At 75.1% G+C, this 12,033-nt stretch carries 9 protein-coding genes and 1 rRNA gene; 5 read left to right on the top strand and 5 right to left on the bottom strand.

The genetic code is table 11. The features are described 5' to 3' along the window. Positions 1–199: 199 nt before the first annotated feature. The 4 genes from IE271_RS33830 to mtnA are packed head-to-tail and all read right to left on the bottom strand — an operon-like array spanning position 200 to position 5,989. Positions 200–2,041 (bottom strand): LpqB family beta-propeller domain-containing protein, encoded by a 1,842-nt coding sequence (locus IE271_RS33830; RefSeq protein ID WP_190194310.1) that lies wholly within the window; start codon positions 2,039–2,041, stop codon positions 200–202. Continuing rightward, positions 2,031–4,151 carry an MtrAB system histidine kinase MtrB gene (gene mtrB, locus IE271_RS33825; RefSeq protein ID WP_190194309.1) on the bottom strand — a complete coding sequence of 707 codons (2,121 nt, stop codon included), beginning with the start codon at positions 4,149–4,151 and terminating at the stop codon, positions 2,031–2,033. Before mtrB ends, IE271_RS33830 begins: the two co-directional genes overlap by 11 nt. A 1-nt stretch (position 4,152) precedes the next feature. Next, positions 4,153–4,842: a two-component system response regulator MtrA gene (gene mtrA / locus IE271_RS33820; protein WP_189823911.1), complete on the bottom strand. Its 690-nt coding sequence runs from the start codon at positions 4,840–4,842 to the stop codon at positions 4,153–4,155. Between the two features lie 4 nt (positions 4,843–4,846). Next, the gene (mtnA, locus tag IE271_RS33815) at positions 4,847–5,989 is read right to left on the bottom strand and encodes an S-methyl-5-thioribose-1-phosphate isomerase (protein ID WP_190194308.1); all 1,143 of its coding nucleotides are present in this window, start codon (positions 5,987–5,989) and stop codon (positions 4,847–4,849) included. A gap of 140 nt (positions 5,990–6,129) precedes the next feature. On the opposite strand from mtnA, the gene IE271_RS33810 reads away from it, so the two are divergent. The 5 genes from IE271_RS33810 to IE271_RS33790 are packed head-to-tail and all read left to right on the top strand — an operon-like array spanning position 6,130 to position 11,800. Next, positions 6,130–7,554, top strand: coding sequence for a DUF7847 domain-containing protein (locus IE271_RS33810; protein ID WP_190194307.1), 1,425 nt, complete (start codon positions 6,130–6,132; stop codon positions 7,552–7,554). Between the two features lie 10 nt (positions 7,555–7,564). After that, on the top strand, positions 7,565–8,308 hold the full coding sequence (locus IE271_RS33805) for a DUF4129 domain-containing protein (protein ID WP_190194306.1): 744 nt from the start codon (positions 7,565–7,567) through the stop codon (positions 8,306–8,308). Continuing rightward, positions 8,305–9,501, top strand: a complete 1,197-nt coding sequence (locus IE271_RS33800; protein ID WP_190194305.1) for a DUF4350 domain-containing protein — start codon at positions 8,305–8,307, stop codon at positions 9,499–9,501. The genes IE271_RS33805 and IE271_RS33800 overlap by 4 nt, the downstream gene beginning before the upstream one ends. Beyond that, positions 9,501–10,490: an AAA family ATPase gene (locus tag IE271_RS33795; RefSeq protein ID WP_190194323.1), complete on the top strand. Its 990-nt coding sequence runs from the start codon at positions 9,501–9,503 to the stop codon at positions 10,488–10,490. Before IE271_RS33800 ends, IE271_RS33795 begins: the two co-directional genes overlap by 1 nt. Further along, positions 10,490–11,800 (top strand): DUF58 domain-containing protein, encoded by a 1,311-nt coding sequence (locus IE271_RS33790; RefSeq protein WP_190194304.1) that lies wholly within the window; start codon positions 10,490–10,492, stop codon positions 11,798–11,800. The genes IE271_RS33795 and IE271_RS33790 overlap by 1 nt, the downstream gene beginning before the upstream one ends. Positions 11,801–11,938: 138 nt before the next feature. Here the strand turns inward: IE271_RS33790 and rrf are convergent. Beyond that, a 5S ribosomal RNA gene (gene rrf / locus IE271_RS33785) occupies positions 11,939–12,033 on the bottom strand; the annotation flags it as partial.

Here is a 12,033-nt window from a genome sequence, read left to right as displayed (position 1 = left end):
GCCCACGCACGCGCCGCCGGACCACCCCTGTGGACAACCGCCTGTGGACAACGGGACGCGGCCGCCGCCCACGGGCCGCCGTCCCGGTGTCGCCCCGGACGGACCTCGGTCTCCGGAACAGACCTGGGCCGGACCTCGGCCCCGGCGTCACCCGGACGGACCGGCGCCGTCCCGGACGGACCCGGGACGGCTCCCGGCGTCACCCCGGATAGACCGGCGCCGTCCCCTCGTCCACCACGGTCTGCCACTGTGCGCCCGAGGACAGCCTGACGATGCCGTCCTCGGAGTGCGCCAGCAGCGGAAGCTGCTCGTTCTCGGCCGCGGCGACCTCCTGGACACCGGTCGGCGCGGCGGGCGCGGAGCTGGTCGGGGTGGACCCGTCGACCTGCACGTACCGCATCTGCTGCACGCCGCCGGCCTCGCGCCCGACCACCACGAGGCGGCTGTCGCCGGCCCACGACATGGCCTTGACCTCCTCCAGGCTCGGTACCACCGACCGCAGCTCGTACAGGGACGCCGTCGTCCGGCCCTCGTCCCCGGTCTGCCGTTCGAGACGCCCTATGAGCAGGGACGTCCTGTCGCCCTTGGCGACGATCAGGGCGACGCGGACCCCGTCGGCGGCCACCCGCACCGCCTCGATGCGCCCGTCGAGACCGGGCGTGCGGACCTCCACCGGCTCGCCCCGGCCCTGCTCCAGCATGAGCAGCCGCTCGTCGTCGGGGTCGCGGTCGGCCACCCACAGATTGCCGTCGGGGTCCCAGCTCGGCGTGGTCAGCCCGTCGTTCTCCGAACCGGCCCCGCTGCTGAGCACGGGCTCCCCGAGCGAGCTGCCCGACGCGAGCGAGGCGACGTACAGCGACCGCCCGTCGAGCGACACCCCCGCGGCGGTGTCCTCGTCCCGCGACACGGCCGCCGCCCGCAGCGTCTGCCCGCCCTCGCCGAGCGCGCCCGGCACCGGCTCGAACTCCTTGCCGCTGCCGCCGGCCGGGAGCCGCACGAGCTGGTGCTCGCCGTCGACGAAGTACTCGTACTCGACGTCCCGCGCGGTGCCGTGCGAGGCGATGACCTCGGCCTGCTTCTCGTCGAGCCCGCACAGCCGCGAGCCGTCCGACTTCTGCAGCTCCACCTCCTCGACGCCGGTGGGCGTCAGATCCTGCAGGGTGAACAGCAGCTGGGCCGCCATCTCGTCGCACCGGCCCTGCCCGACCCGGTCGGCCTTCGCGTTGAGCGGGACGGTCAGCTTGTTCTGGTTGTCGGGCGTCAGCGACGCGACGCCCTTCTTCAGCGCCGTACCGGTGGGGAAGCTGGAGCGGACCACGGGCGCGAGCCAGTGCGTGGGGCCGGACAGCAGCGCGCGCACCACCTGCGTCACCGAGTCCACCTTCTTGCGCACGAAGACCGGGTCGGCGACCGCGCCCAGCTGCTCCCGCTCGCCGGTGCCGGTGTTGGAGGCGAAGTAGTACTTGTTGACGGACACGTAGTTGCGCTGGAAGTCGGACCGGCCCATGACCAGGCCCTGCGGCAGCGCGTCGATGCGCCACTGCTTGCTGCCGTCGGCGGCCTCGTCCTCGACCAGGTGGACCGTCCCGTTGTACGCGCCGTCGTCGGGCTCGTAGGCGTGCTCGGCGTCCACCACGGCGACCCGGGTGCCGCTGAGCGTGTACGTGTAGTCGCCCGTCGCCTCGTGGCTGCCGCCGCGCTCGACCAGGGGGGTCGGTCCCTCGGCGAGCACCGTGGTCGACGCGAACGGCCGCCACGTCTTCGACGCCTTGTCGGTCAGGTACTTCCGCGCCGTCTCGAACTGAGCGTCGTCGCTGGTCAGCGCCTCGAGGAAGCCCTGCACGATCTCGGCGGGGCGGGCGTTCTCGCGCGGCGGCACCGCGAAGACGCGCACCTGCGTGTCCGACCTCTGCGAGGCCTCCACACCGCGCAGGTCCCCGCTGTCCGGCATCGAGGCGCACCCGGCCAGCAGCACGGCGCCGCAGCCGACGTACGCCCCCACGCGCAGCGAGCGCCGCCGGCGGCTCCCCTCAGCGCCCACGGAATGCCTCCCCTTGCTCCAGCCGTTCCGGCTCCGCGCCGGCGTCCGCACCCGTCCCCGTGCCCCGGCCGTCCGAAGACGGCGCGCCGCTCCCGGACGGGCCGCCGTCCTGTGCCGGCGGGCCGTTCACCGCGCCGGCGTCCCGGACCTCGCCCGCGGGCCGGGGCACCACGCGCGCGCCGCTGCCGGGCAGCGCCGTGGGGTCCACGACGGTCCCCGGGTGGGACGACAGCGGCGCCCTCGCCGGTATCGGCGGCACCGCGCGCTCCCGGTCCGGCTGCGCCGGCACCGTGGCCGGCTTGCTGCCGCCCGCGGGCGGCAGGCCCGCGTCGTCCAGCCCGCGGCGGTGCCGCGAGTCCTTGGGCTCCAGGGGGATGGGCGAGCCCCGCAGCGGCTCGTCGGCGGTCCGCGGCAGCGTCAGCCGGAACTGCGAGCCGCCGCCCGGCTCGCCCCACGCCTGCAACCAGCCGCCGTGCAGCCGCGCGTCCTCCAGGGCGATGGACAGCCCCAGGCCCGTCCCGCCGGTGGTCCGCGCGCGGGCCGGGTCGGCCCGCCAGAAGCGGCTGAACACGCGGGTCGCCTCGCCGGGCTTGAGGCCCACGCCGTAGTCGCGCACGGCGACCGCGACGGCCCCGCCCGCGGCGGCCATCTTCACCACGACGTCCTTGCCCTCGCCGTGCTCGACGGCGTTGACCACGAGGTTGCGCAGTACGCGCTCCACGCGCCGGGCGTCCGCCTCGGCGACCACGGGCTGCTGGTCGCCGACGACGCGGATGCGCGTGCCCTTGCGCTCGGCGAGCGGCTCGGCGCCGCTGACGACCCGGCGCACGACCTCCCGCAGGTCTATCGGCTCCGCCTCCAGGGCGGCCGCGCCCGCGTCGAACCGGCTGATCTCCAGCAGGTCCGCCAGCAGCGACTCGAACCGGTCCAGCTGGTCCGCGAGCAGCTCGGCCGACCGCGCGGTGACGGGGTCGAAGTCCTCCCGCGCCTCGTGGATGACGTCGGCCGCCATCCGTACGGTCGTCAGCGGCGTGCGCAGCTCGTGCGAGACGTCGGAGACGAACCGCCGCTGCATCCGCGACAGGTCCTCCAGCTGCGAGATCTTCAGCTGGAGGTTCTGCGCCATCTTGTTGAAGGCCTCGCCGAGCCGCGCGATGTCGTCCTCGCCGGTGACCTTCATCCGCTCCTGCAGGCGCCCGGCGGACAGCCGCTCGGCGACGCCCGCCGCCATCCGTACGGGGGTGACGACCTGGCGCACCACCAGCCAGGCGATGGCGCCCAGGAGCACCACGACGAACAGCCCGGCCGTGGCGAGGGTCCCCTTGACCAGGCTCAGCGACTTCTCCTCCTGGGTGAGCGGGAAGAGGAAGTACAGCTGGTACGGGTTGCCGTTGGGGTCGGTGACCCGCTTGCCGATGATCAGCGCGGGCTGGGGGTCCCGGTCGTTGGTGTACGCGACGCGCGTGTAGCTCTGGATCGCACCGGTGCCCGTCTCGACGCGCCGGCGCAGCTCCACCGGCACGCTGCGGTCCCAGCTCACGCCGCCCGAGGCGCGCGGGCCGAGGCCCCCGGTGCCGCTGTCCGCGGCGGCCGGGCTGAGCGTCACCACGTCGAACGCGCCCTGGCCGCCGCTGGAGAGGGACTGCACGAGGTTGCTCATCCACTCGCTGACGTTCTGCACCGAGGCGGCGTCCGGGTCCGCGGACTCGCTCCCGGCCGCGTTCGCCGCGTTGTCGGCGGCCTGGCCCGCGGCCGTGAAACCGCCCGTGGCCTGGCTCTGCGATGCCTTCACCTTGGCGTCCAGCAGGCCGTTGCGCACCTGCCCGATGACGACGAAGCCCAGCAGCAGGACGACGCCCAGGGACATCAGCAGGGTCGTGACGACGACCTTGAGCTGGATGTTGCGCCGCCACAGCCGTATGACGGGCAGCAGCGGGCGGCGCACCCAGCGCATGAGCAGCCGGATGACCGGGCTGCCCTGGACCCCGCCCTCGAGCAGCCCGCTCTCCAGGAACCGTGCCCAGCGGGAGCCCGCCGTCCCCCGGCCGACAGGCCGCCCCGAGCGGGCGCCCGGCCGGCCGGGCGCCGAAGCGGCGCTGTCCTGCGCCATGTCAGCTCGGTCCGGCCTTGTAACCGACGCCACGGACGGTCACCACGATCTCCGGCCGCTCCGGGTCCTTCTCGACCTTGGAGCGCAGCCGCTGCACATGCACGTTGACCAGGCGGGTGTCGGCCGCGTGGCGGTAGCCCCAGACCTGTTCGAGCAGGACCTCGCGGGTGAACACCTGCCACGGCTTGCGCGCCAGCGCCACCAGCAGGTCGAACTCCAGCGGCGTCAGCGCGATCGACTGCCCCTCCCGCTTCACGGAGTGACCGGCCACGTCGATGACGAGGTCGCCGATGGCGAGCTGCTCGGGAGCCGGCTCCTCCGACCTGCGCAGCCGTGCGCGGATCCGCGCGACCAGCTCCTTCGGCTTGAACGGCTTCACGATGTAGTCGTCCGCGCCCGACTCCAGGCCGACCACCACGTCCACGGTGTCGCTCTTGGCCGTGAGCATCACGATCGGCACGCCGGACTCCGCCCTGATCAGGCGGCACACCTCGATGCCGTCCCGGCCGGGCAGCATCAGGTCGAGCAGCACGAGATCGGGTTTGGCCTCACGGAAAGCGGCCAGCGCCTTGTCGCCGTCGGCCACGAAAGACGGCTCAAAACCTTCGCCACGCAACACGATGCCGAGCATCTCGGCCAGTGCGGTGTCGTCATCGACGACAAGGACTCGTCCCTTCATGAACGCCATCATCCCATCAGCCCATGGTCACCCGGCGTGACCTCGCACACAGCTCGTCCAGCGCCTCACCCGTCACGGGCGACACGACCCCCTCCTCGGTGACGATCGCCGTCACCAGCTCGGGCGGCGTCACGTCGAAGGCGGGGTTGTACGCCTGCGTTCCCAGGGGGGCCACCGGGGTGCCGCCGCCCAGACCCGCCACCGGCACCTGCGGGACCGTGATCTCGGTCACCTCGTGCCCGGGACGCTGCTCGATCTCGATGGACGCCCCGTCCGGCGTGCCCAGGTCCACCGTCGTCAGCGGCGCCACCACGACGAACGGCACGTGGTGGTAGCGGGCCAGCACCGCCAGCGGGTAGGTGCCCACCTTGTTCGCCACCGACCCGTCGGCCGCGATGCGGTCGGCGCCGACCAGCACGGCGTCCACCTCGCCGGCCGCGAACAGCGAGCCCGCCGCGTCGTCGGTGAGCAGCGTGTACGCCATGCCGTGGCGCGCCGCCTCGTACGCCGTGAGCCGGGCGCCCTGCAGCATCGGCCGCGTCTCGTCCACCCACAGCCGGCGCAGCCGCCCCGCGCGGTGCGCGGCCAGCACCACCCCGAACGCCGTGCCCTGGCCGCCGGAGATCAGCGCCCCGGTGTTGCAGTGCGTGAGGATGCGGTGCCCGCCGCCGGGGAGGAGCTCCTCCAGCAGTGCCAGGCCGTGCCCGGCCATGCGCCTGCTGGCCTCGGCGTCCTGCCGGTGCAGCGTCCGCGCCGCGGCGAGCGCCGCCTCGGCGGCCTTGTCTTGGTCGCCGGTCTCGGCGAGGGCCGCGTGGTAGGCGGTCCGCGCCCGGTGCACGCCGACGGCGAGATTGACCGCGGTGGGCCGCGCCGCGGCCAGCGCGGCGGCGGCCTCCTCGACGTCGAAGCCACGCGCGGCGGCGAGCGCGACGCCGTAGGCGCCGGCGATGCCGAGCAGCGGCGCGCCGCGCACGGCGAGCGAACGGATCGCCTCCACCAGCGCCGGTGCGTCCGTGCACACCAGCTCGACCTCCTCGGCCGGCAGCCGCGTCTGGTCGAGTACGACCAGTACGGGGCCTTCCGGCGGTTCGTCCCACCGGATCGCAGATATCTCCGTGGGCTCGCTGTGCTCGCGGGATCGCGCGTACTGATCAGCCATCCGCCCAGTCTGCCCCGTACCCGGCGGACAATTGAAGGTGTGCAGCCCATACGGCCACCGGTCACTTTCCGGGCACACCGTGGCACGATGGCAGCCAACCTGCCGCCGCGACCGCGGACGGGCACCGTGAAGGAGCGACGATGAAAGACACTCCGGGCTGGGCCTCGCCCGGATCCGCCCCCTCCGGCGGACGGGAACCGGGCGCTTCCGGTCCGGCCGGGCCCGCCGACCGCCCCGGTCCCTCCGAGTCGGCGGACCGCCCCGCCCTGCCCGGGCAGGCGGACGGAACGGACCGGCAGGACGCGGCAGGCCGACCGGAACAGTCCGGTCGGCCGGCGGAGCCGGCGCCGGGTACGGACACCGGCGGCCCTGCCTCGAAGTGGTCCGAGCAGCAGCCGCCCGCCGGGCAGTGGAGCGCCCCCGGCGGCCGGGTCCCCGGCCAGGTCCCGCCTCCGCCCGGTCCCGGCTGGGGCGGGCCTCCGCCCGCCGCTCCGGGCGGAGGCGGGAACTGGGGCGGCGGACACGGCCCCGGCGGCTGGGGCGGCGGCTGGGGCGGGCCTCCCCCGGCGGCCAAGCCCGGTGTGATCCCGCTGCGCCCGCTCGGCATCGGCGAGATCCTCGACGGCGCCGTGTCGACCATGCGCACGTACTGGCGGACCGTGCTGGGCATCTCGCTGGCCGTCGCCGTCGTCACGCAGGTCGCCGTCATCCTGCTCCAGCGCTTCGTCCTGGCCGACGACGGCAGCGCCGCGGTCCTCAGCGACCCGAGCGCCACGGTCGACGAGCTGAGCCAGGCCTTCACCGACACCATGCTGACCTCCGGTGTCGTCCTGCTGATCTCCCTGCTGGGCACCATCGTCGCCACGGCCCTGCTGACGACCGTCACCAGCCGCGCCGTCCTCGGCAGGCAGGTGACCCTCGGCGAGGCGTGGCGCGACGCTCGCCCCCAGCTCCTGCGGCTCCTCGGCCTGACCCTGCTGCTGCCGGTCATCGGCCTCGGCATCGTCTTCGTCGGCACCGTGCCCGGCCTGCTCGTCGTCGCCGCGGGCGGCGGCGGGGGCGGGGTGGCGCTCGCCGTCCTCGGCGGCCTGGCCGCGGCCGTCGTCGCGACGTGGCTGCTCGTCCGCTTCTCGCTCGCCTCCCCCGCCCTGATGCTGGAGAAGCAGGGCATCCCGAAGTCGCTGGTCCGCTCCACCAAGCTGGTCCGCGGCGCGTGGTGGCGGGTCTTCGGCATCCAGCTGCTCGCCACGGTCATCGCGAACGTCGTCGCCTCGATCACCGTGATCCCGTTCACCTTCCTGGCCGCGGCCCTGAGCGGCGAGGGGCTCAGCGGCTTCGTGGAGGGCAGCGGCGGCGCCGGCTGGACGTTCCTGATCATCGGCGGCATCGGCTCGGTGATCGGCTCCACGCTCACCTTCCCGATCACCGCGGGCGTCACCGTGCTCCTCTACATCGACCAGCGCATCCGCCGCGAGGCCCTCGACCTCGAACTGGCCCGCGCCGCCGGCGTCGAGGAGTACGGCACCGGCGGCCCGGGTGCGCCCGGCACCACGCCCGGGAGCTGACGGGGTGTCCATGGCGGGGGGAGTTCTCCCGGTGGCCCTCGGGCCGCCGCGGTCCGGCGGCACCGGCGTGCGGGCACTGCCGTACGCCGACGACGCACCACCGGTCACGGTCCCGCGCGACCCCGCGCGGGAGGCGGCCCGTCGCGAACTGTCGCGGCGGATGTACCACGAGGACGACCCCGGCCTGGTCCAACGCACCCTGAACGCCTTCTGGGACTGGGTCGGGGACCTCTTCTCCCGCGCCGCCTCCGCGACGCCCGGGGGCTCGCTCGGCCTGCTGATCGTCGTCCTCGCCGCCCTGGCGCTCATAGCCCTGCTCTGGTGGCGCCTGGGCGGCCCCCGCCGCACCCCCGCGCCGGCCGCCGCGCTCTTCGAGGACCGGCCCCGCACCGCGGCCGAGCACCGCGCCGCCGCCGAGGCGCACGCCGCCCAGGGCCACTGGAACCAGGCCGTCCAGGAGCGCATGCGCGCCATCGTCCGCTCTCTGGAGGAGCGCGCCCTGCTCGACGTCCGCCCCGGCCGCACCGCCGACGAGGCGGCCGCCGAGGCCGCCCGCGCCCTCCCCGCGCACTCCGGGGAACTGCGCGCCGCCGCCCGGGACTTCGACGACGTCGCGTACGGCGGGCGGGCCGCGACCCGACAGACGTACGACCGCCTCACCGCACTCGACCGGGACGTGGAGCGCAGCAGGCCGGTCCTCGTCGGCGACGGCGCCCCCGACACCGTCCGCACCGGCCCCGGAGCCGCCGAATGACCACCGGGGCCGCCCTCCCCTCCACCTCGGCCTCGCCCACCGCCCGCCAGCTGTGGACGCGTACCCGGGGGATCGTGCTCGCGCTCGTGGTCCTCCTCGTGGGCGCCGCCGTCATCGCCGTGGTCCGCTCCGGCGAGCAGCGCGGCAGCCTCGACCCGCGCTCCGCCACCCCCTACGGCAGCCGGGCCGTCGCCGAACTCCTCGCCGACCGCGGGGTCTCCACGCGCGTGGTGACCACCCTCGACCGGGCCCGCGCGGCGGCCGGTCCCGACACCACCCTCCTGGTCGCCGTGCCCGACCTGCTGACGCCTGACCAGCTCTCCCGGCTCCGCGCCGCGACCGCGGACTCCGGCGGCCGCACGCTCCTCGTCGCCCCCGGCCCGTCCGTCGCCACCCTCGCCCCCGGCGTCGCCGCCGACGCGGCACCCGCGTACGAGGCGACGCTCGCGCCGCGCTGCTCCCTGCCCGCCGCCCGGCGCGCGGGCACCGCCGACACCGGCGGCTTCCGCTACACCACGGACACCCCCGGCGCCGAGTCCTGCTACCCGAGCGACGGCCTGCCCACCCTGCTGCGCCTCCCGGACGCCGGGGGCGACGGCGACACCGTCGTCCTGGGCGCCCCCGACATCCTGCTCAACGACAGCCTCGACGAACGGGGCAACGCCTCGCTCGCCCTGCAGTTGCTCGGCTCGCGTCCCCACCTGGTCTGGTACCTCCCCTCGCTCTCCGACGGCACCGCCCCCGACACGGGACAGCGCGGCCTCTTCGACCTGCTCCCCTCCGGCTGGCTCTGGGGCACGCTCCAGCTCTTCGTCGCGGCCGCCCTGGCCGCCCTGTGGCGCGCCCGCCGCCTCGGCCGGCTCGTCCCCGAACGGCTCCCCGTCGTCGTCCGCGCCTCCGAGACCGCCGAGGGCCGCGCCCGCCTCTACCACAAGGCCGACGCCCGCGACCGCGCGGCGGACGCCCTGCGCTCCGCCGCCCGCACCCGCCTCGCCCCCCTCGTCGGCGTCCCCGTCGCCCAGGCGCACACGCCCGAGGCCCTGCTCCCCGCCCTGTCCTCCCGGCTCCCCGGACGAGCCGGCGAACAGGCCCCGCAGTCCCTTCTCTTCGGGCCGCCGCCCCGCGACGACGCGGCCCTCGTCTCCCTCGCAGACCACCTCGACGCCCTCGAAAGAGAGGTACGCCGTTCATGATGGACCCGACCACCGACAACGCCGGGACGACCGGGGACGCGGACGCCGCCCGCGGTGCCCTGGAAGCCCTGCGCGCCGAGATCGCCAAGGCCGTGGTCGGCCAGGACCCCGCCGTGACCGGTCTCGTCGTCGCCCTGCTCTGCCGCGGGCACGTCCTGCTCGAAGGCGTACCCGGCGTCGCGAAGACCCTGCTCGTGCGCGCCCTGGCGGCCACCCTCGAACTCGACACCAAGCGCGTGCAGTTCACCCCCGACCTGATGCCGAGCGACGTCACGGGCTCGCTCGTCTACGACGCCCGCACCGCGGAGTTCTCCTTCCAGCCCGGCCCGGTCTTCACCAACCTCCTGCTGGCCGACGAGATCAACCGCACCCCGCCCAAGACCCAGTCCTCCCTGCTGGAGGCCATGGAGGAGCGCCAGGTCACGGTCGACGGCACCCCGCGCGCGCTCCCCGACCCGTTCCTGGTCGCCGCGACGCAGAACCCCGTCGAGTACGAGGGCACGTACCCCCTCCCGGAAGCCCAGCTGGACCGCTTCCTGCTCAAGCTGACGATCCCCCTGCCCTCCCGCCAGGACGAGATCGACGTCCTCACCAGGCACGCCCAGGGCTTCGACCCGCGCGACCTGCGCGCCGCGGGCGTACGCCCCGTGGCGAGCGCGGCCGACCTCGAAGCGGCCCGCGCCGCCGTCGCGAAGACGTCCGTCTCCCCCGAGGTCACCGGCTACGTCGTCGACATCTGCCGCGCCACCCGCGAGTCGCCCTCCCTCACCCTGGGCGTCTCCCCGCGCGGTGCCACGGCCCTGCTGTCCACGGCCCGCGCCTGGGCCTGGCTGACCGGCCGCGACTACGTCACCCCCGACGACGTGAAGGCCCTCGCCCTGCCGACCCTGCGCCACCGTGTGCACCTGCGCCCGGAGGCGGAGATGGAGGGCGTGACGGCCGACTCGGTCATCAACGCGATCCTCGCCCACGTCCCCGTTCCCCGCTGATGGCACTCACCGGACGCGCCGCCCTCCTCGCGGCCCTCGGCTCCCTCCCGGTCGGCCTCTGGGAGCCGAGCTGGACGGGCATGCTCGCCGTGAACGCGCCCCTGGCGCTCGCGTGCGCCTGCGACTACGCCCTGGCCGCCCCCGTACGCCGTCTGGGCCTCGTCCGCTCCGGCGACACCTCGGTACGGCTCGGCGAGAGCGCCGACGTCACCCTGACCGTGACCAACCCGTCCCGCCGCCCGCTGCGCGCCCGCGTCCGCGACGCCTGGCCGCCGAGCAGCTGGCAGCCGGGCACGGAGACCGCCGCGTCCCGCCACACGGTGACGGTGCCGCCCGGCGAGCGCCGCCGCCTCACGACGCGGCTGCGGCCCACCCGCCGCGGCGACCGCCACGCGGACCGCGTCACTGTCCGCTCGTACGGCCCCCTCGGCCTGTTCGCCCGCCAGGGCAGCCACGAGGTGCCCTGGACGGTACGCGTCCTGCCCCCGTTCACCAGCCGCAAGCACCTGCCGTCGAGGCTGGCCCGCCTGCGCGAGCTCGACGGCCGGACCAGCGTGCTGACGCGGGGCGAGGGCACGGAGTTCGACAGCCTCCGCGAGTACGTCCCCGGCGACGACACCCGCTCCATCGACTGGCGCGCGACGGCCCGCCAGTCCGCGGTCGCCGTCCGCACCTGGCGCCCCGAACGGGACCGCCACATCCTCGTCGTCCTGGACACGGGCCGCACCGCGGCCGCCCGCGTCGGCGACGCCCCGCGCCTCGACGCCGCCCTGGACGCGGCACTCCTGCTGGCCGCGCTCGCCTCGCGCGCCGGCGACCGGGTGGACCTCCTGGCGTACGACCGCCGGGTACGCGCCCTGGTCCAGGGCCGCTCCGCCTCGGACGTCCTGCCGTCGCTGGTCACCGCCATGGCGAACCTCGAACCCGAGCTCGTCGAGACCGACGCCCGCGGCCTGACGGCGACCGCCCTGCGCACGGCGCCCCGCCGCTCCCTGATCGTCCTGCTCACCGCCCTGGACACGGCCCCCGTCGAGGAGGGTCTGCTTCCCGTGCTGCCCCAGCTCACGCAGCGCCATACGGTGCTGCTGGCGTCGGTGGCGGACCCGCACATCGCCGCCATGGCCACCGCACGCGGCACGACGGAGGCGGTGTACGAGGCCGCCGCCGCGGCAAAGGCCCAGTCCGAACGCGACCGCACCGCCGCCCAGCTGGCCCGGTACGGCGTCACCGTCGTCGACGCCGTACCGGACGATCTGGCGCCCGCGCTGGCGGACGCCTATCTGGCCCTGAAGGCAGCGGGACGCCTGTGAGCGGCGGGGGAAGCCGGCCTGATCCTGACGGATGAGGCCGGCGGACGGCTCGGGGGAAGCAGATCTGGAACAGGTCCCGGAAAGGGTCCGGAAATGCGGAAAGCCCCACACCAATGGTGTGGGGCTTTCCCAATATTTGTTCGGCGGCGTCCTACTCTCCCACAGGGTCCCCCCTGCAGTACCATCGGCGCTGTGAGGCTTAGCTTCCGGGTTCGGAATGTAACCGGGCGTTT

This window comes from Streptomyces minutiscleroticus, from assembly GCF_014650875.1.
Lineage (GTDB): Bacteria > Actinomycetota > Actinomycetes > Streptomycetales > Streptomycetaceae > Streptomyces > Streptomyces minutiscleroticus.
This window is presented reverse-complemented; position numbering and strand designations above follow the sequence as displayed.